Here is a 21950-nt window from a genome sequence, read left to right on the forward strand (position 1 = left end):
TCAGCCCTCCCCGCGCAGTATATCGGCGACGTACTGAAACGACAGCAAGGTGGCACCTACTGCCACAGGGAGCAGCGCCGGCCAAAGCGGCGGATTCCACACCGAGCCCGTGGTCCATTCGCCGTGCAGCGCCTCCAATACATAGACCCAGCTGGCATAGGCAAGCGCGGCGCAAAAAGCCAAGCCAAACAATGAGGCGATAGTCAGCATTATCTTGCGACCAAGGCCGCCAATGGCGTCGGGTAAGATGGTGATGGCCACGTGGCCTCCGGTCATGAGTACGTAGGGGCTACCCATCAGCATCGCCCCGGTAACGGAGAAAATCGTAAATTCGGTTTGCCAGCTGGTGCTCCAGCCGAGCACGTAACGCGTGAACACCATGTGGCAGATGGCCAGCACCCCGGCGATAAACAGGGCGCAGGCGATATAGGCCGAAAAGCGCGAAAGCTGATCCATTGTCCGGATGTAGCCGCCAATCAGGCCGCTGCGTGTTGCCGGAGTGTGCGTTGTTGTTGCCATACGTCCCTCTCTAGCGGTGTCATCAAGCGGGGTCATCAGGTCGGGTAAGTCGTCAATCATGCCGGCCATCCCGCAGGATGGCCGGACAGGTTGAATGCATCGTGACTTATTCGACGGCTAGCGCCGCATCGATGATGGCTTGGCCGTTAGGGACGTTTTCGGCGAAGTTTTTGTACGAGGTTTCACGGGCGATCTCGAGCCAAGCGTTGTAATCCTCTTCGGTCATCTTGACGACCTCAACGCCGTTTTCCTCGTAGACGTCGACCATCTGCTGGTCAATGGCGGCGGCCTCTTCGGCAAAGAACTCTTCGGCTTTTTCTCCCGCGTCCATCAAAGCAGTCTGCTGCTCGTCGTTGAGGCCCTGCCAGACTTGCTCTGAGATCAGGATCGGCTCGTACATGAACCACAGGGCAAAGTCGCCAGGCTCGGTCAGGCACTCCACCTGTTCGTAAAGACGATATGAAACGAACGACATCGACGAGGTGTTGGCGGCGTCCAGTACGCCGGTTTGCATGGCGGTGTAGATTTCCGATGATGGCATCGAGGCAATCGATGCACCGGCGGCCTCGAGCATTTCTTCAAACGCGGGGCCTGCAGCGCGGAAGACCTGACCGTCCACGGTGTCGGGCGAGGTAATGCACTGCTCGCTAGACGCAAAACCACCCGATAACCAGGCATCGGCTAGCACACGTGCGCCACCTTCCTGGATAACGTCTTTGATCATGCCCATGTATTCAGAGTCGTTAAGACGCTGGGCGTGTTCGTGATTGCGTACAAGGCCGGGCATCAGTGTGGCGGAAAATTCCGGATGGCGGCCGCTGGCGTAGTCGAGGGGTAGCGAGGTGATATCCAGGCGTCCCCGCGCCAGCGCGCCCCACTGCTCCCGGGCCTTGAACAGCGATTGACCGGGATAGATTTCAATTTCCAGGCCAACATCGGCATTGGCCACTTCCTCAGCCATCATTTGAACCATCTCATCACGCACGTCGCCCTGGCCACCAGGGAACTGGTGGGAGGCACGCAGTACGGTATTTGCCGAGGCCTGTGAGGCGGCGATCATCAAACCTAGGGCGGTGGCAGTTACTAAATGTTTACGTTGCATGAGGCGTCTCCAACGATTGTTGTTGTGGTCTTGGATTGGCATTATGTATGTATCAGGCGAGCTGATATATATATCAATAGGCGCTACGTATGCTAATGTCAACTTTATGTCACATGCTTTCTGTACGATGCAGCGCTGCTAATAAAGGAGGTGACGCATGCCCGGCTCAAAACGCTCCAACGCCCAGCGGCTCAAAGACTCACTGGAAGACGACATCATTAACGGACGCCGCGCGCCCGGCGAGCGGCTTGACCCTGAAACACTGGGACAGCAGTTCAATGTGTCGCGCACGCCGGTTCGCGAGGCGATTCAGCAACTGGTGGCCAGCGGCCTGGTCACGGTGTCGCCCAAACGGGGCACCTTCGTTGCCAAGGTGGGCATCGATCAACTGATCGAAATGTTTGAAGTGATGGCCGAGCTGGAGGGGATGTGCGGTCGGCTGGCGGCCCGACGTATTAGCGAACAGGAGCTGGGAGCGCTACGCGATGCGCATCAACGCTGCGAAGCGGCGGCCCTGGTGGGGGACACCGACGAATATTATTACGAGAATGAAGGCTTTCACGACTGCATTTACACGGCGAGCCACAACACTTTTTTGGCTAGCGAGGCGCGCCAGCTCAAGCAGCGCTTGAAGCCCTATCGGCGACTGCAACTGCAGGTTCGCCAGCGTATGCACAACTCGTTGAGCGAGCACCAGGCGATTTTTGACGCCATTGAATGCGGCGATGCGCCTCGCGCCCAGCAGGCGCTTAGCGACCACGTTCTGATTCAGGGCGAGCGTTTCAGCGACTTTGTCTCCAGCGTGCGTCGCATGCAGACACCTATCTCCCAAACCGGTTAAACGGTTTCAGGCGTGCGTCCTGCTACAAACGTGAGGATGTCTATATCGGTGGGGTAACCGTCCTTGCCGACATCGCGCCTAACAGGGACACTCTCTTCTATCCAATGATGGGAGAAAAAACGTGTCTCGCCATATTGCGCTAATCGCCTATCCTGACTGCCAACTGCTTGATGTGAGCGGCCCCTGGCAGGTGTTTGCCAGTGCCAATGCGCTAAGCCCTCAACCGCTCTACCAGTTGACCCTGATTGCCGATGCCATCGGCCCAGTGGCCACTAACGGCGGCTTAGCCGTTCACGCCACGCATACTTACCACCAGCTAAATACATTACTGCCCCTGGATACGCTCTTGGTGGCGGGCGGTAGTGGCGTGATGCGGCAGCTTGAAAAAGCCGCCGTTAAACAGGCGCTTTGTGAGGCTGCCCCAGGGGTTCGGCGGCTTGGGTCGATCTGTTCCGGGGCGTTTTTGTTAGCCGCTGCGGGGTTGCTGGATGGCTGTCACGCGACGACTCATTGGCGGCATGTGGCTCAATTGGCCGATGAGTACCCCGCGCTAAGCGTCGAGCCCGATGCGTTGTATATCGAGAGCAACGGTCGCTATACCAGCGCCGGGGTGACCGCAGGGATTGATCTTGCGTTGTCGCTGGTAGAGGCGGATCACGGTGCTGGATTAGCCGGGCGAGTGGCTCGCGAGTTAGTGGTGTTTTTGCAACGCCCAGGCGGGCAGTCGCAGTTCAGCGAGATATTGCGACACCAACAAGAGGTGGGGCCGCTGCGCCGCTTGCTGGATCAACTCCACGCCGACCCCAGCGTGAACCATGGGCTTGAGAGCATGGCTGACTTGATGGCGGTCTCCCCGCGCCATTTAACCCGGCTGTTTAGGCGTTACTTAAATACGACCCCCGGCGCCTACTTAACCCAACTGCGCCTTGAACAAGCGCGCCTGACGCTGCTCAACGAGCGCGAAAATTTATCCCTTGAGCGCCTTGCACAACGCTGGCGGTTAGGTGGTGCGGAGCAGCTGCGTCGTCAGTTCCAGCGCTACTACGGCGTATCGCCCTCGGTTTATCGCCAACGTTTTGCCTCCACCTTTCAAACCCTGCCAGCGGAGACCGCCCCATGCCCATCACTGTGATGCTGTTATCGCTTTGCCAAGCGCTGTTGGTCAGCGGCAATATTTTATTGATTGCCGTGTCGCCGCTTATTGGTGCCTCCTTGGCGTCAAGCCCCTTTTGGGCCACCGCCCCCGTGGCGACCCAATGGCTGGGGCTGATGTGCGCAACGATTCCGGCCTCGCTGATCATGGGGCGCCTAGGACGAAAACGTGGCTTTTTACTGGGTAATACGATCGGCCTCGTGGGCACGGCGGTTGCAGCCCAGGCGCTGATGGCCGAGCACTTTGGGCTGTTTATGTTGGGAACCTGGCTAATTGGTATCGGCATTGGGTTTGGCCAACTGTATCGTTTTGCCGCCGTCGAAGCGGCACCGCTGGCCTTGCGTGATCGCGCGATTGGTCTGGTGATGGGCGGTGGTGTTCTTGCCGCGTTTTTCGGGCCCTGGCTGGCGCGCATCAGCCGCGAAATCGCTGAGGTAGCATTTTTGGGCAGCTTTATTGGCCTGGGCTGTTTGTATGCACTGGCGCTGCTAGTTTTGTGTGTCACCCGGTTACCCAGCGCAACGGTAACCCACGCAGACGGCGTATCGCGGCCCATGGGTGAAATCATGCGCCAGCCGAGTTTTGTGGTCGCCGTGTGTGCCGCCCTAGTGGGTTATGGGGTAATGAACCTGGCAATGACCGCAACGCCGTTGGCCATGGCTGGGGCGGGCCATTCCTTTGACCACGTTTCGATGACCATTCAATGGCATGTCGTGGCGATGTTTTTACCCTCGTTTGTGACCGGGCATTTAACCGCCAAGTGGGGCCACCAGCGCATGATTATGGCAGGTTGTTTGCTATTGGTGGCGAGCCTGCTGGCTGCGCAGTGGCAGATGAGCGTGGCGGGCTTCAATGTCGCGCTGATTTTGCTCGGGCTGGGCTGGAATTTTACTTTTCTGCCCGCCACAGGGCTATTAACCGAGAGCTACCGCCCGGTGGAAAAAGCCCGCACCCAGGCGGCCAACGAGTGCCTGGTGTTTTCCACGGTGGCGATTACGGCGCTGCTCGCCGGCCCTATGGTCAGCAGCTTAGGCTGGACGTCGCTCAACCTGCTATTAATACCCTTCTCGCTGCTGCCGATCGTCGCCATGGGCTTGCAGCAGCGCCGGAAGCGACGTGATAGCCTAGCCTAAAGGCCCAAATCGCCCTTAGGCTAGGCTATATCTGAAAACCAGGAGCCATCCTTTAATGCTTGAAACGTATAGCCACAGTGCTTTGGCCGGTCAATTTTTTGGCTTGGTGGCGCTGGTGATTTGCCTGGTGGCTTTCGCGAGCAAGCACGATGATCGTCTGCTCGTGCTGCTGATTTCGGCCAATGTGGCCTTTGCGCTCCAGTTTGCCTTCTTCGAGAGCTGGACTGCCGCCGCGCTGACAGTGCTGGTCATTGTGCGCATCGTCCTGGCCCGCCGCTATTTGGGCAGCAAGCGAGTAATGGCGGGCGTGCTGGCGGTGAGTGGAGTCGCGGCGGCGCTCACCTGGCAGAGCTGGGTCGACGTTTTACCCTTAACCGCCATGGTGCTTGGCACCCTGGGCATGTTCCTGCTGCGCGGTATTGCCATGCGGGTATTCTTGGGGCTGGCTGCCCTGGCGTGGATGCTGAACAACCTGCTGATTGGCACGATCGGCGGTACGCTCGCTGAAGCGCTGATTGTCGTCACCAATACGGTGACCATTTTTCGCCTATGGCGGGCCAAGCGTAAATACCCCGAGGTGTTTGAGGACATCACCAAGAACGATCCATCAGCCTAGCTGCTATGCTAAGAGATCGTGATTAGCTGAGCGAGGAACGCGACCATGGCAGGCGGATGGGCAAAAGACGGCGCTGAACAAGAGCAGATTGAAAGCACGCTGGACGATGCAGTTCAGCGTGCCCGCCGTCAACTGCCCCGTGGCGAAAGCCTAGCTGAGTGTGAGGAGTGCGGCGAGCCGATTCCCGAAGCGCGCCGTAAGGCGATGCCAGGGGTTCGGCTTTGCGTCGCTTGTCAGAGTGAGTTAGACAAAAAGCAGTCGGCCTTCAGCGGTTATAACCGACGCGGCAGTAAAGATAGCCAACTGCGTTGAGCTTACGCGAATGAATCCGCATTTCAGTCGCAAAGGTTAACGCCTTTCCACTAGGCGTCATGATTGGTATCCGGAAGCCGCTGGAAATAGATATAGCGATGCAGACGAATAGCGGGACGAATCAGCAGCTGTATGCTGCCAATGACGAATAACCACACGCCAGCAGTTTGTATCTCACCTTCGTAAAAGAAACAGACACTGCCGATGGTAAACCAAACCCCCAGTAGAAAATCGTTGAGCATGCTCAACACTTCATAGCGTTGATGCACGACTAGTTCACGGCGTCCCAGCGTGAAGATCCAATCGTGTGTTTGTGGGTTCTGTTCGCGCTGCATGCCTGTTCTCCTTTCAATAGCGGATACTGACTTGACCAGTGAGGTAAGGATGTTTGCCTTCGCCGAAACGGAAATGACCGCTGATGATATACTTTTCCACGCCGACCAGGCGCTTTACCAAGCCAAACGCTGGGGTCGCAACCGTATCTGGATAGCTAGCCAGGCTGGTTTACCATCCGACGATGGCGCTGTTGGTGGCTTAAGTAGATCAGCCCAATAGCGCCTATTAGCAGAGCCATGGCGAGATAGCGTGAGCCATCTAGTGGACGTACAGCGTTGTCTAGCCAACCGAAGTGATCAATCAATAGACTCATCAACAGCTGGCCCGAAATCACTGCCACCGTTGCTGCTGCGGTACCTACCCGCGGGACGGCAAACACAATCGCCAGCATATACACCACACCGAATAACGCACCTGTGAGCTGCCACTTGGGTACGCTGAAGAGGGTCGCATCATGCGCTGGCTCAAAAAAGAACATCAGCAAAAAGGTCAGCACGGCCCCCATAATAAACGTCAGCCAGGCGCTTTCGATAACGCCCGTTTTGGCGCCCAAGCGGCCATTGATGGAGGATTGGGCCGCCAGAACCGCGCCGCCCGCTAGCAAAATCAAAAAGATAAAAGGAAGTAGCATGGTTGAGCTCCTTAAATAGCCTTTTCCGTTACATTAGCCACAGGGCGGCAAGTATCATCGCCAAGGCGCCGACGCGATAACCGTCGACCCTACGTTGCTCGCTCCCCAGCCAGCCGAAGTGGTCGATAGCGACGCTGGCCGCTACCTGGCCGCATAAAATGCCCACCATGGTCATGCCCACGCCCACTAGCGGTGTGGCAAGGGTCAAGACAATGACGTAGACCGGGCCCAGAATGCCGCCCGTTAGTAACCAGCGCGGCTGCTTGAATAACGTTCCTAGCTGGCGGTTAGGGGTAAACACCAGTGCTAGCGAGAGCAGCAGCGCCCCCACCATAAAAATCGACAGAGTGGCCGATAAATGGCCGACCTGCTCGCCGAGTGGCCCCAGCAAGCCGGCTTCGACTGATAACCCCATACCGGCGATAAGCACACCGATCAGGATAAGTGCGTGTTGCATAGGTAACTCCGCTGAGAAAGAGGAGCCAGCACTGTAGTGAGTTCGTGTTGTTGCTACAATGCGTTAAAAGAGCAAAGGACTATTGCATTTTGGACAACTCGATTCGTTTGTTGGCGCTGCGTCTGTTTGCTCGTGTCGCCTCAACCGGCAGCTTCGCCGAAGCAGCGCGCTACTTTGACCTACCGGCATCCTCGGTTTCGCGACATATCGCGGGGCTTGAGCGCACACTTGGTCAGCGGTTGCTCTACCGCCATACACGGGCGGTACGGCTAACCGATGCCGGTGAGCGGTATTATCAGGATATTCGTCGCGTGTTGGATAGCCTGGATCTGGCCACCGAGCAGGTGACCGGCGGGGCCAAGCAACCCCAGGGACTGCTGCGGATCAATGCGCCGGTGGCATTCGGGCGTCGGCACATCGCGCCTTTATTAGCTCGCTTCCAGGACGCAAACCCCGCCGTTGAGGTAGAACTGGCGCTGAGCGATGCGTTTATCGACCCGGTACATGAGGGCGCAGATGTGGTGATTCGGGTTGGGGCGCTTGACGATTCCAGCCTGGTGGCTCGCCAATTGGCAACCCAGCGCTTTGTGGCCTGCGCTGCGCCCGAATATCTCTCGCGACACGGCGAGCCCCGTCATCCGGAGGAATTAAAGACGCATAACTGCTTGGTCTATAAAGGAACACGGGGCGTGCAGCCGTGGTATTTCCGTAATTATGACGATGCCCCAGCAAAGCGTTACCCGGTAAAAGGAAATCTCCACAGCAACAACGCAGAAAGCCTGGTTGAAGCGGCGTTGCAGGGCCAAGGCATTGTGCTATTTCCTACCTGGCTGCTGTTTGATGCCCTGCGCGAGGAGGCGCTGGTTCCTATATTGAAAAATCATGAAGCGTTGGGTGAAGCGACCCGAGAGGGAATCCATGTGATTTATCCGGAAAATCGGTTGCGCTCATCCAAAGTGGCCACCTTTCTGGAGCATTTGTTCGCGCGAATTGGTGACCCGCCTTACTGGGATGGTTAGCGCAATACCGTCAGCTGATAAACATGGCGGATTCGCTGTCCATCCCAGTCATACCCGAGATGGCGTCCTTGCCTTGTGGCGGAGAGCACGGGAGGGCGGAGCACCGCGGCACACTCGCCTTCCGGATCCCGAACACTGGGGTATACGATGCCGTCGGTTTGTTCCTCCCAGGCTGTTCTACCCAAGGTTTGCCCGGCTGCCCAGCTATCCGGTCTGAGAAGCGTTTGGGCCACATCCTGTCGGCGTAAATCAATCAGTTGGCCCGTTAAATCCGATAGATAAACACGCTGCTGAAGCATCATGGGCGGTTCGTTTGACGCCTCCATAAAGCGCTCTGCGTGGTAAACGGTTTCGGAAATGGCGGTGGCTTCGGTGAGTGCGCAGTAGTAAGCGCCAAAGGTGCCATCGCTAAAACGCGAACCGGTCGCTGGGAAGTGGCAGAAGGCCGCCATGACGGGCGTCCAGCCGGGGCCGTAGCGACGGTCGTCATCACGAACCAAGTGAATAGCGCCCGCTTCCTCACGTAGCCTTGCGGAGGTTTCACCCTCCAGCTCATTGAGTAAGTCCCTGTCATCAGCGTTGCTGTTGACGCCTTCGAATAAATCAATGGGAGGGAAACGCGAGGGAATAACCCGGTAGCTAGGTTGCCACGTAACGTTGCTCAGAGGGAACGTCATGCATGGCCTCCACCACGCGCGGCATCTAAATGCTGGCGAACAACGTAGAGGTCGGAGACTTGTCCATTTAACAGACGCTCCATTGGTGTGTGGCCAGCAAAAAGAGGGTTACGGTTGGCTCGCTGCAACCAACTGTTAGCCGCTTCTTTATTGGGCAACAGTATATGCAGTGCTTTGTAGATGCCAAGAATCAATGACATCCGCTCCAGATGATTAGCATCCAGGCGGGCATTCTCTGGTGACTGCTTCCAACGCCGATAGGTGGAATCAGGCACCCCGAGCAGAAGAGCAGCTTCGCTCTCTTTCAAACCCCATGCGTGTGAAATATTGGGGTAGGTGCGCATCGCAGCGGCCCCCATTTCGCGGCGCTTGTCGGCTGTTTTGTGCTGAATAGCCATCTATTTTTCCTCCTCACTTATCTATACATTACGCCAAGTGAGCGAATTTTGAAAATATCGACCATTTGAGCTATTTGCTGTGCTGTCGTCTGGAGAATCTGGTTTATCGACTTATCGCCATGTGTTCGATTGTTTATTACAGCTTTAACGAGCGTGCTTCCACCCTGGTGTTGTTATGAAACGCTTATTTTTCGACAAACGGCTACACCTGTTAAGGACAATGCAAAGCCAGTTATCTGAAACAAAGACAATTGTTCACCAAAGAGGAGCCATGCTTCGATAGCTGCTAAAGGCGGGGAAAGCAATAAAAGCGACGTTGTTTGTGTTGTGTTGCCATGTCGAATCAGCCATATTAAAAGAAAAGTTCCAAGCCCTGATAAGACGATAACAGCCCAAGCAAGCGCGAGTATAAAATTTAAGTTTAATGAAATCGTCGATTCATTTAATAAAATAATCAATGCAGCCGATGTGACAGCAGCGAATGCGTTTTGAATAGCCATAGATGGCAATAATTCGGAACTGGCTATCGACGATTTCTGAAGAATAGTACCCCATGTAATAGATAGAATTGATGCAGCCGCTATGAGAAGCACAACCGGCGAATAGTTTTGACCCCCAGATGTCTCTATAGATGGCAGTAGCACCATAATCACGCCAGAGAGGCCGATAAGTATGCCAATTCCTTGGAGTCTGGATAGTTTTTCACCAATTAGGAAAAATAAAATTATCATTGTCACGACAGGTTGTAATGCTCCAAACAGTGCCATGAGCGCAGCTGGGAAGCCTTGAGCAATAGCCCAATAACTACCGCCAAGATAAATTCCGTTAATAAAAAAACCTGCGATTGCATGCTTGTACCACTCTGAAAGCGGGGGCCACTTCTTGTTTAAACCTAGTGCAAGGGTTGTGAAAAGTAGGCAGGAAAGAAAGAATCTAAGCGCCAAAAATATATTGGGTGAAGCAGATCCAACAATCATCCTACCTACAATGAAGCCTGTCGACCATAGTAAAACAAATACACAAGAAGCCGCGAAGCTAGTTTTAATAGACACCATGTTTCTATACTTCTTAATCGATTTGTTAACTTGAGGGTTCGGTCAGAAAATACGCTAATGCAATAAGTCCAAAAGCAGTACCTACTACTGAGGTGCCGAGCCATCCATAGTGAGCAAATGACCACCCTCCTGAGGCAGACCCTATAGCGCCGCCACAAAAGAAGGTGGACATGTACAATCCATTCAAGCGACCTCTTATCTCAGGAGCCAGAGAAAAAATAATTCTTTGACCAAGTACTAAATTCGCTGATACGGCGAAATCAAGCACGATTCCAGCCACAACGAACAACGCCAGTGAAAGAGACGTACCCTGTGTGCCGATATGTGTCATGGCGAAGGCCGCGATGGCCATGATCATTGCTAATGCTGTCGCAGGCCTTATCCAGCCGCGATCGGCGACACGACCTGCGATAGGTGCTGCAATGGCACCAGCGACGCCCGCAAGAGCGAATAGTGCAATGCCTTTTTGACTTAATCCGAAGGTAGGGCTCGCCAGCAATAGCGGAGTGGTTGTCCAAAACAGGCTGAACGCGCCAAACATACAGGCTTGATAAAGCGCCCTGCGGCGAAGGGCGGGTGTGGTTCGAACCAGTTGCAGCATGGACATCAGCATTTGATGGTAACCAATTTTGGCTGTCACAGTCCGCTTAGGTAACGCTAGGCGCAAGGTTAGCATTAGGGCTAACATGGCAACGAAAGATACTAAAAATACCGTCCGCCATGTCGCAAAGTGAGTGATCAAGCTCGCTACCGGCCTGGCTAACATGATGCCTAGCATTAGCCCGCTCATGACATTGCCGACAACTTGTCCACGAGTAGCCTCTGGTGACAGGTGCGCTGCATAAGGTACGAGGATTTGAACGGTGACCGAGCCCAGACCTACAAGCAATGCGGCCGCCAGAAATGGTGTGGTTGAAGTGACTAGGCCGGATGCGAGTAGGCCAGCAGCACCAATAGCAAGAATGGTTATCGCCAGTCGGCGATTTTCAAATAGGTCAGCCAAGGGAACGACCAGCAATAGACCTGCGCCATAGCCGATTTGCGTTAGTGTTACGATCAAGCCGGAAGACTGCTCCGACAGCCTAAGCTCCTGACTTATCGGGCCGACTAAGGGTTGTGCGTAGTAAATATTGGCGGCGATTAATCCACATGCACACGCAAGTAGCAGTATCAGCCAAGGTGATATTTCATGTTGAGTGTCACTTGGGACTGTATTGGCGTTTGATGAATGTTTAATTTGGGTCATTTTGTTTCCTAAATGATTCTAAAAAAAGCCGCGGATAATCACGGCTATATCAAATAGCAGATGCTATTTCAGTTCAGTTGAGAAGTTGCATCGCTGCATCCACCACCGCCATCATGTCTTCGCGCTTCTGCCCAGTTTTGCCCAAGACACGCATACCCTGGGCCAGAGATAGCATTAACCTCGCCGTTGTCTCAGCATCGACTTTTTTTGAGATTGATCCATCATTTTGCCCTTGAAGAATGATGTCCTTAAGACGTTTCTGATTTCCTTCTAGTGCGGAAGAAACTTTGGCGGCAATTTCTTCGTCTGTGCTGGCCAGCTCTACTGCCCCAACGATAACAAGACAGCCATACCGGCCCTCTGAGGCATGAGAGGACTCAGCGTAAAAAACTAACAGGCGGCGTAATTTCTCTCGCCCTGACTCCTCGCTGTTCATAATATCCAATAGTCTGGCACTGCGTAGGGCCATGTATCGGTCTAGTGCAGCAGAAAACAAGTTGTGCTTATTCAGGAACGCTTTGTAGATACTGCCGGATGACAGTTTAAGAGCGCCTGAAAGATCGGCAATCGACACCCCATTATAACCGTGCTTCCTGAAGTGCAGGATCGCGCGGTCTAATGCTTCGTCAATGTCGAACTCCCTGGGACGGCCTCTGCCTCTAGAAGAATCGTTTATAGAAGACATTGCTGAAATATTATCTGATATGCTCATTTTTCGATATTAGGACATAAATTCATCCAAAACAAGCTCCCGTATTGGAAAGCCTATGTCTAAGAGGGTAAACCACAGGGGTATCTGACATCTCCCGCTTGTCAAATCCGCAGCGCTCAATGCTTGAATCTTTTCAACTAGCTCTCTAGTGAAGCTCGGCCTGTAAAAAACGACTGCACGAACTGGCGCTGGAAGAGCAAAAAGGCGATCAAAAACGGAGCGATAGCATGCGGTGAACACTGCCTGATGGTTAGGTTGCGCCAAGTGAGCGAATTTTAAAAATACCGACCATTTGAGCTTCTTGTGTGATTCAATCACCACGCTGCGCTGGACGCAAGGAATCATGGCGGACTCACACCTGGAGATGTTTGTGACACGGTAGTGCTAGTTTGCTTCGGCTAGGCGCTGTAGTCGCGTCGCCTGGCGTTGAAGCTCATCGCGCAGCGAGGTGGGTTCGACGACCCGGAAGTCAAAGGGCAGGCGGGTCAGCTGACGGGCGAACCAACTCAGGCTATCGGTGCTGCCGTGCAGCATCACGCCGCTGTCTGCGGGGGTCAGCAGGCCGATATGGGGATCGAGCTCGGCGGCGGCGCTCTCCAAGTCGGTGTCGAGCCACAGCGCGACGGCGGTGGCGCGGGGCAGGGAGGCAAGGCTGTGGATCAGATGAGCGGCAGCATCGAAGTCCGTAGGCCGATCAAAGGTGGCCGAGAGGGGGACGGCCTCGCCGATCCGATCCAAGCGAAAACTGCGCAGGTCGCGGCGCAAGTGACACCAACCGCTGACGTACCAACGACCACTGTGATAAACCAAACCATAGGGATTGAGCACCCGTCTGGAGGTCTGATCGTAGCTATCTAGATAGTCAAGCCGTAACCGCTGGCGCTCTTGGGTGGCAGTGGCTAGCAGTCCCAGCAGCTGCTCGTTGTTCTTGGCGTGGGTCGTAGGTAACGCCAGCCGAGTACTCTCATCTATGGCACGCACCCGCTGCTGCAACTCGGCGGGCATGACCCTTTCCAGTTTTGCCTGGGCGCTCTCCACCGCTGGGACCGACTCGCTCAATCCCAGATGCAGAGCAGACTTCAGGCCCAGCGCGAGAGCTTGAGACTCCTCGGCGGTGAACATCAGCGGCGGCAGCTTGAAGCTAGGCATTAATCGGTAGCCACCGTGGCATCCCCGCTCTGTGGTCACCGGAATACCTAGTTCCTCCAAGATCCGGATATAGCGCCGTAGAGTGCGGCGGTCCACGCCGAGTTGGTTCGCCAGATCTCTGCCGCTTAAGTGACGGTGTGTCTGCAACAGCTCTAGCAGGGCTAGCACACGAGCGGTGGGGTTGAGCATTTTCTTGATTCTAATAGGACAAATTATTTCCTATTTAACCACTATCTTGTTTACGTAACCAGGCGTCGAGAAGTCGCTGATTTTCGTAATAGAGCGCATAGAGGGGCTGTCAATGAACAAGAATTGCTTTCCGATGGAGACGAACATGGTCTTTTTACAGGTATCCCTAAATGGCGATCGTCGACACCCGGCGGCCCCTAGGACCCCTGAGGAGATTGGAAATGACGCGGCGGCAACAATTAAAGCTGGCGCTCATTCCGTTCATGTCCATGCTTACGATAATGCTGGGAAAGAGACTCTAAACTCTTTTGAATGCGGTGCTGTCATACGGGCAATCCGAGCTCGTTGTCCAGGTGTTCCAATTTCACTTACTACTTCCGAAACGATTATTTCCGATCCTTTACGGCGTTTGCAGACGGTGCAGTCCTGGACTGAGCTCCCAGACCTGGTAACCGCGAATCAGGGGGAGAAAGGAATTATTGCACTATGTGAGTGGCTTATATCGCGTGGGGTTGGTATCGAAGCGGGATTACTGTCGCCCGCTGATGCCCGAATCTTTGTTGATTCACCGCTTCGCGATAGATGCCATCGCATCCTTATAGAACCCTGCAACCCAGATCCTGTGGCTGCCTTGCGCGATGCGGAAGAAATGGGGGAAATCGTATCGTCTGCTGGCCTGACCCTTCCGCAGGTGCATCATGGATACGATGGGTCGTGTTGGGCGGTGAACCAACGAGCGCTCTCGTTGGGACATGGTATCAGGACAGGGATAGAAGATGTGACAGTCTTACCGGATGGTCGAGCGGCGAAAAGCAATGCCGAGCTGGTTGAAGCTGCCCGCTCATTAATCGAGAGTAACGTCTGCCATACCTAAATGACCAAGAGGCCAGAGCAGAACGTCGGCGTCGATCTATCAACCTCCTGGGAGGATTAAGGGTTTGCAAGGCTTGAGGGCCCCTTCAACCAGTTAATCCGGATACCTATAAAAGACTGCACGAACGGGGGCTGGAAGAGCAGGGCGACGGACGCCACAGCGCTACTGCCCTTGGGCATGCTGGTTCAGCTGCTTTGCTCGGTTTCCTGATGCGCCAGAATAACGTCTAGAAAGCCCTCGCCGTAATCCGCCAGCTTGCGCGCGCCGATGCCGGATATGGCGCCCAGTGCCGCTAAACTCTGGGGGTTCTGCTCGACCATTTCAGCCAGGGTGGCGTCGTGGAAGATCACATAGGCTGGCACGCCCTGGGCTTCGGCCAGTTCCCGGCGGTGCTGTCGCAGGGCTTCCCACAGCGGGCCGTGGCCCTGGGGCGCGGAGGTACTTTTGCTTCCCCGTCGCGCGGTTTTGGCTTTGCTGGGTTTTTTGCTTGGCTTGCGCAGAGTGAGGCTCTGCTCGCCGCGCAACACCGGCTTGGCATTGGCAGTGAGCTTAATGCCGCCGTGCCCCTCCATATCCACGCTTAAAAAGCCGCTGGCAATCAGCTGGCGAAAGAGCGCTTTCCACTCGCTGGCCGCGAGGTCTTTACCAATGCCGAAGGTGCTGAGGCGGTCGTGGCCAAAGCGGGCGATGCGCTCGTTGCTTTTGCCTAGCAGCACGTCCACAAGATAGGTTACGCCGAAGCGCTGTTCGGTGCGGTAGACGCATGACAGCGCCTTTTGCGCCGCCACGGTGGCCTCCCAGGTCTCGGGTGGAGTCAGGCAGTTATCGCAGTTGCCGCAGGCTGCGTCCAGATGATCGCCAAAGTAATGAAGAAGCGCCTGGCGGCGGCAACTGATGATTTCGCACAGCCCCAGCATGGCGTCGAGCTTCTGCTGTTCGATGCGCTTTTGATGGTCAGCGGCGCTGGAGTCCTGCTGCATCTGGCGCAGCGTGATCACGTCCTGAAGCCCGTAGGCCATCCAGGCATTGGCGGGCAGGCCGTCACGCCCGGCGCGGCCGGTCTCCTGGTAGTAGGCTTCGATGCTCTTGGGCAGGTTGAGGTGGGCGACAAAGCGCACGTCGGGCTTGTCGATGCCCATGCCAAAGGCGATGGTGGCCACTACGACTACGCCATCTTCCCGCAGAAAACGGGTCTGGTGGTACTGTCGCTGCTCGGGGGGAAGCCCCGCGTGGTAGGGCAGTGCCGTCAGCCCCTGGCGTTCCAGCCAGGCGGCGGTCTCCTCCACTTTGCGCCGGGAAAGGCAGTAGACGATACCCGCCTCGCCGTCGTGGTGCTCGCGGATAAAGCGCAGCAGCTGTTCCTTGGCGTTGCCCTGATTCTCGGCGATATGGTAGCGAATGTTGGGTCGGTCAAAGCCGCTGTTGTAAAGCGCTGCCTCCTGGAGCTGCAGATGCTCCATAATATCGCCCCGGGTGGGCACATCGGCAGTGGCGGTCAGGGCGATGCGGGGCACTTGGGGGAAACGCTGATGCAGATGGGAGAGCTGGCGATACTCGGGTCGAAAATCGTGGCCCCACTGAGAGACGCAGTGGGCTTCATCAATGGCGAACAGCGCAATCTGGGTCTGCTCCAGCAGCATCTGCATACGCGCCGTGGCCAGTCGCTCGGGCGCGACATACAAAAGATCCAGCTCCCCCGCCCGCAGGCGGTTCTCCACCTCGACTGCCTCGTGATAATCGAGGCTGGAATTCAGGTAAGCCGCTCTGACGCCGTTTTGCTCAAGCGCCGCCACCTGATCCTGCATCAGCGCGATCAGCGGCGAGATCACAATCGCGGTGCCTTCGCGCAGCAGTGCAGGGATCTGGTAGCACAGCGACTTGCCACCGCCGGTGGGCATCAGCACCAGCGCATCGCCGCCGGCCATCACATGCTCAATGATGGCCTGTTGCGGGCCGCGAAAGCTGTCGTAGCCAAATACCTCCTGCAGCACCTTTAGGGCTTCCGGGTGGGTGTCGCCGTGCATCAATGCTCTCCCGTGTCTCATACTTAAGAGAGAATTGTGCACGAAAAATGTGAGGGGCGTCAGCCTAGCGAATCCCCGCCCGTAAAAACGATTGCACGAACTGGCGCTGGAACAGCAGAAAGGCGACCAGTAGGGGGGCGATACTTAACAGCGTGGCGGCGCTGACGGTGGCCCAGTTAACCCCAGTTTCTGGCGCAGAGAAAACGCCTAACCCCACCGTTAGCGGGCGGCTCTCTACCGAGTTGGTGACCACTAGGGGCCAGATAAAGTTATTCCAGTGGTGGCTGATCGATACCAGGCCATAAGCCAAATAGGTGGGCTTAGCCAGTGGGACGTAAACCTTCCACAAAATTTCCAGCCAGTTGCAGCCTTCGATGCGGGCGGCGTCTTCCAGCTCCCTTGGGATGGTTTTAAAGGTTTGGCGGAGCAGAAAAATACCCAAGGCGCTGGCCACGTAAGGTAAGCCAATCCCGGTGATGGTATTGATCAGCCCCAGCTCGCTGGCAATGGCGTAGTTCTCGACGATCAGCACTTCGGGAAACACAAATAACTGGATCAGCACCAGCATAAACAGAACGTTCTTGCCGGGAATTGGGAAACGCGCAAAGGCAAACGCCGCTAGGGTACACACGATGAACTGACCGATCACCACGCCTGTCACCAGCGCAAAGGTATTTAGGTAGTAGCGGGCAAAGGGCGCCTGTGACCAGGCATCGGTAAAATTTTCCAGCGTCAGCGGGGCAAATAGAGAAAAATTCACCATAAACTCGCTAGGGTGAAACGCCGCCCAAAAGGCGTACAGCAGCGGGAACACCCAAATAATCGCCAGTAGCCATGCAGCCACGGTTTCCAGCGATGGAACGGAGACAAAGCGAGAGTGGGGCGCGACCATTTTTGATGTCGATGAGGTTGAACTCATTGGTAATGCGTCCTGCGATCTAAAATCGTGAACTTCAGTGTGGCCACTACCGCCAGCACAATCAGAATCACCACCGTAATGGTTGCCGCCGTAGTACGGTCAAAGAACGAGAAAGCGTTCTCATAGACGTAATACAGCAGCAGGTTGGTGGCGTTGTTGGGCCCGCCTTTGGTCAGAATAAACAGGTGATCGACGACCCGTACCGAATTGATCAGCGCGTTGATCAGCACAAACAGTGTGGTGGGCATCAGCAGTGGAAAAGTGACCCGCCAGAAGAAGCTCCAGCGGCTGGTGCCTTCAAGGTCGGCGGCCTCTTTAAGCTCGGGCGGTATACTTTGCAGCGCCGCCAGATAGAAGATCATAAAAAAGCCGGCTTCTTTCCACACCGACATCACGATCACCGAGCTTAACGCAACGCTTGGGTCACCCAACCAGTTAACGCCAGGAATGCCCAGCGAATCGAGCAGGCTATTGAACAGACCAATTTGTGGGGCGTAAAAAAACATCCAGATATTAGCGGCGGCGATCATCGGCAGAATGGTGGGTGTGAAATACGCCATGCGCACAAAGCCGCGCCCCGGCAGCTTACCGTTGACGAACAGCGCCATGCCTAAGGCCAGCGCGATGGACGTAGGGATGGTGCCCAGCGCGTAGATTAGGTTATTGCGGGCGACCTGCCAAAATGTGGGGTCATCGAACAGCACCTGATAGTTTTCGACCCCGACAAACTCGGCGGGCTCGCCGCGAAAGCCGGGCAAAAATAGGCTATTGATAACCGTGGTGACGGTGGGCAAGTAAGCGAAGGTGGTTAACAGCAGCGCAGCGGGAAGTAACAGCAGCGCGCCATATAGCTGCATTTTGCGGTGGGCGTTTAAGGTCATAGGAGCACCGCTAGTTGAAAAAGCCGGGGCGCGCCCCGGCGAGCATGGAAAACCGTTAACTCAAGAGAGGAGGCTCAGCGAGCGTAGCGACGCAGCACGCTGTCGGCCTCTTGCTGTGCCTGGCTAAGTGCTTCTTCAGGCGTCATTTGGCCGGTTAACGCGGCTTGTACGGCGTTATCCAAGGCGCGGCGCACCCGGCCACCCTGGTAGGTGGAGAGCTCCGCCGTGCTGTGTTCCAACTGGTCGCGGGCCACGGCGGCCGGTGCGAAATCTTCAACATAATCGCGCAGCGCCTCGGTCTCGTAGGCGGCGGGGCTGACGCCCATATAACCGGTTTCGATCGACCAGGCGGCGGCGCGTTCTGGGGCGGTCATCCAGCGGATGAAGGTCATCGCTGCGCGTTTCTCTTCTTCGCTGGTGTCTTCGAAAATATAGAAGTTACCGCCGCCAGTGGGGCTACCGCGTTGGGTTTTCATCGGCAGCATGGCCACGCCAAAGTCAAAGTCCGCTTCGCTGCGCACGGCGCTCAGGTTGCCGGTGGTGTGCCACATCATGGCTGTCGACTCTTCGAGAAAATTCTGGCGCAGCGTGCCCCACTCAATGGTGTCGTCAGGCATGGCTTCGTGTTCAGTGGCAAGCGATACCCAATATTCGAGTGCCTCAACGGCGGCTGGGTCGTCAAAGTAGACCTCAGTGCCGTCTTCACTCATTAGCCGGTGACCGTTTTGGAAAGCGAAGGCCTGGAACATCCAGTAGGGGTAGCCGGTGGAGGGCACCATCACGCCCCACTGCTCACCGTCGGAGGCGTCGCGCACGGTCGCCGCCATTTCGGCCATCTGTTCCCAGTTTTTGGGCGGTGTTTCGGGGTCTAGCCCGGCGGCTTCAAAGGCGTCTTTGTTCCAGAACAGCACGATGGTGGAGCGCTGGAAGGGAATGCCGTAGGTTTTGCCGTCTAGCTGGCCGTTTTCCATCAGGCCTGGGTAGAAGCTGTCGAGCCATTCGCGCTCCTCGTCGCTTTCTACCAGGTCATCGAAGGCCACAATGGCGTTTTGCTCAAGCAACTCGTAAAGATCGATGGAGAACATGACCGACAGCTGAGGCGTATCGCCAGCTTCCATCGCGGACATCGCGCGTACACGGGTATCGTCGTAGTTACCGGCGTAGATGGCTTCTACGTCGATGTCAGGGTGTTCGCTTTCAAACTCTTCTACCAAGTTGTCGACCACATCGGTGAGCGCACCGCCCACCGCAACCGGGTAGTACATGGTAAGTTCGATAGGGTCATTGGCGGCGGCCTGGCCGGCGGTCAACAAGCCAGCGGTTAGTGCCGATAGGGCAAACGGGATACGTGCACGCATGGGGAAGCACCTCAACGTTGGGCATGGTACTGGGGTTGGAGCGAATCGGTTGGCGATGTGCCCACTGGTGCAGGGCTTTCAACCGCCATTGCCTCAGTGGGCATCAGTGGGTAGAGGGCAAGGTCATCACGCCGCAGGCCATCGCCACCGAATAGATGCGCCGCCGGCGTGGGCCAGCCAATCCGGCATGGTTGGCCGGTAATGTCGTGTCGGCCGCTCAAACGCACTCTAAGTGTGTGTTCACCGACCGCCAGATGGGCGATGGTGTCAGCACCGAGATACTCATCGCTCAGCACCTTGGCCGGTACGCCGGAGGCCGACGCGGGGCGTAGCTCTATATCTTCCGGGCGAATACCCAACTGCCCACCGGCGGCGTCCAAGGGTGCAACCGGCGTGCTGGGTTCGCCTTCTATAGTGGCGCCATGCTCGCCTTTTACTAGCGGCAGCAGGTTCATGGCCGGGCTGCCAATAAAGCTGGCCGCAAAAGCGCTCGCGGGGCGGTTATACAGCTCGTCGGGGGTGTCGTCCTGCACGATTTTGCCGTGCTGCATCAGAATGACGCGATCGCCCATGCTCATCGCTTCGACCTGGTCGTGGGTGACGTAGATCACCGTCATGGCCAGGCGGCTTTGCAGCGCTTTGATTTCCCGGCGCATATCGCTGCGCAGCCGGGCGTCCAGGTTGGATAGCGGCTCGTCCATCAGGCAGATGGGGTGTTCGGAAATTACCGAGCGCGCCAAAGCAACCCGCTGGCGCTGGCCGCCTGAAAGCTGGGCGGGTTTGCGGTTTAAGTAATCAGTGAGGCTGACCAGTTCGGCGACCTTGGCCAGCCGCTCGCGCTGCTCGGCTTTAGGCACTTTACGGCTGCGCAGGCCAAATACGATATTGTCCGCCACGTTTAAATGCGGAAACAGTGCGTAGGACTGAAATACCATGCTGAGCCCGCGATCCCCTGGGGGTAGGCGGGTGACGTCACGCTCGCCGATGTAAATACGCCCGTCGCTGGCTTCTTCCAAGCCGGCAATCATGCGCAGCGTGGTGGATTTACCGCAGCCCGACGGGCCCAGCAGAATGACGAATTGCCCAGGCGTGACGTCGAAGGAAATACTATCGACGGCAGGCGTTGCGTCCCAGCGTTTGGTAACGCGTTCCAGGCGGATACGCGATTGGTTTGACATAGCACACACATCACGAACTGTGGGTTATTATTGATCCAGCTTGTGTGGAATATGTTGCCGTTGCATGACACTTATATAGCAATCTAGTGTCATGTGGGCAAAGTTACTAGGCGACATTGATGATTTTTGCTGATGACGATATGGATTTCATATCAATGGCAGATTTGAGGTAGCCTTTTTTGTATTTTTATAAAAAAATCAATAGTTATGGGTTTTATAGGATAGATGCACTATGACTAAGATATTTTCATTAGAAGGTAAAGTGGCAGTGGTAACAGGATCCTCTGCCGGTCTAGGGCAAGGCATGGCAATCGGCCTGGCTGAAGCAGGTGCTGATATTATCGGAATTGGTTCTCGACGTAATCAAGAGGACACGAAACGAGCAATCGAAAATATAGGTCGTAAGTTTTATCAAATTCAAGCTGATTTGTCTCGGCAGGATCAGATTTCTCGCATTGTAGAGGAGTCCATCAGCAAAACAGGTAGAGTGGATATTCTTGTGAATAATGCAGGGGTGATTAGAAGAAATAAAGCAGAAGAGTTTACAGATGAAGATTGGGATGTCGTCGTTGATGTGAATTTAAATGCTGTTTTTCGATTAACGCGGGGGATAGGCGCGCACATGATCGAGAATGGATCAGGAAAAATTATTAATATAGCCTCAATGCTGTCTTTCCAGGGTGGATTGAAGGTGCCAGCTTATGCGGCCACTAAACACGCAATTGCCGGTTTAACAAAATCATTTGCGAATGAATGGGCTGGCAAGGGGTTAAATGTTAACGCGATCGCTCCAGGGTATATGGTTACAGATAACACTGCTGCTATCAGAGAAGATAAAGAACGCTATAATTATATTACCTCTAGCCCGAATTTCTCACAGGGGATAATAGAAAGCGGCTGAAAGTGCTATGATTTCAAGAACCTAACCAATCCATCAAGCACCAACAGCCGCTTCCAAAATGGTACCTGAAAAGCTGACCTTCTCGCCACTCTCGCGCCGCCAAATTGAAGCCGACTTCTCCGGGGGCCACATCACGTCGGACGCCGGATTACTCCTGCTTCGTGAAGTCGATAAACAGCATCGCCTGACACGCCGCTTGGCCGCCGTGCTTCTTGATCCCCGCGCACCAGAACAGGTTCGTCATAAGCTCGACACTCTGGTTCGTCAGCG

General features: G+C 55.5%; 25 protein-coding genes. 9 read left to right on the forward strand and 16 right to left on the reverse strand.

Annotated elements, in window-relative coordinates:
- Nucleotides 1–519: a TRAP transporter small permease subunit gene (locus BLR97_RS17690; protein ID WP_089708010.1), complete on the reverse strand. Its 519-nt coding sequence runs from the start codon at nucleotides 517–519 to the stop codon at nucleotides 1–3.
- A 106-nt stretch (nucleotides 520–625) separates the two neighbouring features.
- Nucleotides 626–1621: a TRAP transporter substrate-binding protein DctP gene (gene dctP, locus BLR97_RS17695; RefSeq protein ID WP_089707964.1), complete on the reverse strand. Its 996-nt coding sequence runs from the start codon at nucleotides 1619–1621 to the stop codon at nucleotides 626–628.
- A gap of 157 nt (nucleotides 1622–1778) precedes the next feature.
- Here dctP and BLR97_RS17700 point away from each other — a divergent pair, with 157 nt between their 5' ends.
- The 5 genes from BLR97_RS17700 to BLR97_RS17720 all read left to right on the forward strand — a co-directional run bounded on the left by BLR97_RS17700 (nucleotide 1779) and on the right by BLR97_RS17720 (nucleotide 5676).
- Nucleotides 1779–2462 carry a GntR family transcriptional regulator gene (locus BLR97_RS17700; protein WP_089707966.1) on the forward strand — a complete coding sequence of 228 codons (684 nt, stop codon included), beginning with the start codon at nucleotides 1779–1781 and terminating at the stop codon, nucleotides 2460–2462.
- 121 nt (nucleotides 2463–2583) lie between these two features.
- A complete protein-coding gene (locus BLR97_RS17705; protein ID WP_089707968.1) occupies nucleotides 2584–3594 on the forward strand; it encodes a GlxA family transcriptional regulator in 1011 nt (336 codons plus the stop codon).
- Nucleotides 3579–4748, forward strand: coding sequence for an MFS transporter (locus BLR97_RS17710; RefSeq protein ID WP_089707969.1), 1170 nt, complete (start codon nucleotides 3579–3581; stop codon nucleotides 4746–4748). Before BLR97_RS17705 ends, BLR97_RS17710 begins: the two co-directional genes overlap by 16 nt.
- Nucleotides 4749–4803: 55 nt before the next feature.
- Nucleotides 4804–5364 (forward strand): YgjV family protein, encoded by a 561-nt coding sequence (locus BLR97_RS17715; RefSeq protein WP_089707971.1) that lies wholly within the window; start codon nucleotides 4804–4806, stop codon nucleotides 5362–5364.
- A gap of 45 nt (nucleotides 5365–5409) precedes the next feature.
- On the forward strand, nucleotides 5410–5676 hold the full coding sequence (locus tag BLR97_RS17720; protein WP_089707973.1) for a DksA/TraR family C4-type zinc finger protein: 267 nt from the start codon (nucleotides 5410–5412) through the stop codon (nucleotides 5674–5676).
- A 50-nt stretch (nucleotides 5677–5726) separates the two neighbouring features.
- Here BLR97_RS17720 and BLR97_RS17725 read toward each other — a convergent pair whose 3' ends face one another.
- The 3 genes from BLR97_RS17725 to BLR97_RS17735 all read right to left on the reverse strand — a co-directional run bounded on the left by BLR97_RS17725 (nucleotide 5727) and on the right by BLR97_RS17735 (nucleotide 7100).
- Complete coding sequence (locus BLR97_RS17725) at nucleotides 5727–6011, reverse strand: YrhK family protein (protein ID WP_089707975.1); 285 nt, start codon at nucleotides 6009–6011, stop codon at nucleotides 5727–5729.
- A gap of 155 nt (nucleotides 6012–6166) precedes the next feature.
- Nucleotides 6167–6643 (reverse strand): DMT family transporter, encoded by a 477-nt coding sequence (locus tag BLR97_RS17730; protein ID WP_089707977.1) that lies wholly within the window; start codon nucleotides 6641–6643, stop codon nucleotides 6167–6169.
- A gap of 28 nt (nucleotides 6644–6671) precedes the next feature.
- Nucleotides 6672–7100 (reverse strand): DMT family transporter, encoded by a 429-nt coding sequence (locus BLR97_RS17735; RefSeq protein ID WP_089707979.1) that lies wholly within the window; start codon nucleotides 7098–7100, stop codon nucleotides 6672–6674.
- An 89-nt stretch (nucleotides 7101–7189) separates the two neighbouring features.
- Between BLR97_RS17735 and BLR97_RS17740 the strand changes: the two genes are divergently transcribed.
- Nucleotides 7190–8119 carry a LysR family transcriptional regulator gene (locus BLR97_RS17740; protein ID WP_089707981.1) on the forward strand — a complete coding sequence of 310 codons (930 nt, stop codon included), beginning with the start codon at nucleotides 7190–7192 and terminating at the stop codon, nucleotides 8117–8119.
- Here BLR97_RS17740 and BLR97_RS17745 read toward each other — a convergent pair.
- The 6 genes from BLR97_RS17745 to BLR97_RS17775 all read right to left on the reverse strand — a co-directional run bounded on the left by BLR97_RS17745 (nucleotide 8116) and on the right by BLR97_RS17775 (nucleotide 13545).
- Nucleotides 8116–8796, reverse strand: coding sequence for an RES family NAD+ phosphorylase (locus BLR97_RS17745; protein ID WP_089707983.1), 681 nt, complete (start codon nucleotides 8794–8796; stop codon nucleotides 8116–8118). The genes BLR97_RS17740 and BLR97_RS17745 overlap by 4 nt on opposite strands.
- Nucleotides 8793–9194 carry an MbcA/ParS/Xre antitoxin family protein gene (locus BLR97_RS17750; RefSeq protein WP_089707985.1) on the reverse strand — a complete coding sequence of 134 codons (402 nt, stop codon included), beginning with the start codon at nucleotides 9192–9194 and terminating at the stop codon, nucleotides 8793–8795. Before BLR97_RS17750 ends, BLR97_RS17745 begins: the two co-directional genes overlap by 4 nt.
- A gap of 173 nt (nucleotides 9195–9367) precedes the next feature.
- Entirely contained in the window at nucleotides 9368–10249 is an 882-nt protein-coding gene (locus BLR97_RS17755; RefSeq protein WP_089707987.1) for a DMT family transporter, read from the reverse strand.
- A 25-nt stretch (nucleotides 10250–10274) separates the two neighbouring features.
- On the reverse strand, nucleotides 10275–11495 hold the full coding sequence (locus BLR97_RS17760) for an MFS transporter (RefSeq protein WP_089707989.1): 1221 nt from the start codon (nucleotides 11493–11495) through the stop codon (nucleotides 10275–10277).
- Between the two features lie 73 nt (nucleotides 11496–11568).
- On the reverse strand, nucleotides 11569–12207 hold the full coding sequence (locus tag BLR97_RS17765) for a TetR/AcrR family transcriptional regulator (protein ID WP_211605192.1): 639 nt from the start codon (nucleotides 12205–12207) through the stop codon (nucleotides 11569–11571).
- Between the two features lie 384 nt (nucleotides 12208–12591).
- Nucleotides 12592–13545 carry a helix-turn-helix transcriptional regulator gene (locus BLR97_RS17775; protein ID WP_089707994.1) on the reverse strand — a complete coding sequence of 318 codons (954 nt, stop codon included), beginning with the start codon at nucleotides 13543–13545 and terminating at the stop codon, nucleotides 12592–12594.
- A 112-nt stretch (nucleotides 13546–13657) separates the two neighbouring features.
- On the opposite strand from BLR97_RS17775, the gene BLR97_RS17780 reads away from it, so the two are divergent.
- Nucleotides 13658–14419 carry a 3-keto-5-aminohexanoate cleavage protein gene (locus BLR97_RS17780; RefSeq protein WP_089707996.1) on the forward strand — a complete coding sequence of 254 codons (762 nt, stop codon included), beginning with the start codon at nucleotides 13658–13660 and terminating at the stop codon, nucleotides 14417–14419.
- A gap of 185 nt (nucleotides 14420–14604) precedes the next feature.
- Here BLR97_RS17780 and recQ read toward each other — a convergent pair whose 3' ends face one another.
- The 5 genes from recQ to BLR97_RS17805 form a co-directional block, all read right to left on the reverse strand.
- On the reverse strand, nucleotides 14605–16443 hold the full coding sequence (gene recQ / locus BLR97_RS17785; RefSeq protein ID WP_089707998.1) for a DNA helicase RecQ: 1839 nt from the start codon (nucleotides 16441–16443) through the stop codon (nucleotides 14605–14607).
- 64 nt (nucleotides 16444–16507) lie between these two features.
- A complete protein-coding gene (locus BLR97_RS17790) occupies nucleotides 16508–17362 on the reverse strand; it encodes a carbohydrate ABC transporter permease (protein ID WP_170833054.1) in 855 nt (284 codons plus the stop codon).
- The gene (locus tag BLR97_RS17795; protein ID WP_089708002.1) at nucleotides 17359–18243 is read right to left on the reverse strand and encodes a carbohydrate ABC transporter permease; all 885 of its coding nucleotides are present in this window, start codon (nucleotides 18241–18243) and stop codon (nucleotides 17359–17361) included. Before BLR97_RS17795 ends, BLR97_RS17790 begins: the two co-directional genes overlap by 4 nt.
- Before the next feature lie 74 nt (nucleotides 18244–18317).
- The gene (locus BLR97_RS17800) at nucleotides 18318–19601 is read right to left on the reverse strand and encodes an ABC transporter substrate-binding protein (protein WP_089708004.1); all 1284 of its coding nucleotides are present in this window, start codon (nucleotides 19599–19601) and stop codon (nucleotides 18318–18320) included.
- An 11-nt stretch (nucleotides 19602–19612) separates the two neighbouring features.
- Nucleotides 19613–20779, reverse strand: a complete 1167-nt coding sequence (locus BLR97_RS17805) for an ABC transporter ATP-binding protein (RefSeq protein ID WP_089708006.1) — start codon at nucleotides 20777–20779, stop codon at nucleotides 19613–19615.
- 232 nt (nucleotides 20780–21011) lie between these two features.
- Here BLR97_RS17805 and BLR97_RS17810 point away from each other — a divergent pair, with 232 nt between their 5' ends.
- A complete protein-coding gene (locus BLR97_RS17810) occupies nucleotides 21012–21680 on the forward strand; it encodes an SDR family NAD(P)-dependent oxidoreductase (RefSeq protein ID WP_089708007.1) in 669 nt (222 codons plus the stop codon).
- A 58-nt stretch (nucleotides 21681–21738) separates the two neighbouring features.
- Nucleotides 21739–21950: transposase (locus tag BLR97_RS17815; RefSeq protein ID WP_211605194.1), on the forward strand; the 212-nt coding region annotated here is incomplete at its 3' end.

The organism is Vreelandella arcis, from assembly GCF_900103865.1.
Classification (GTDB): Bacteria; Pseudomonadota; Gammaproteobacteria; order Pseudomonadales; family Halomonadaceae; genus Vreelandella; species Vreelandella arcis.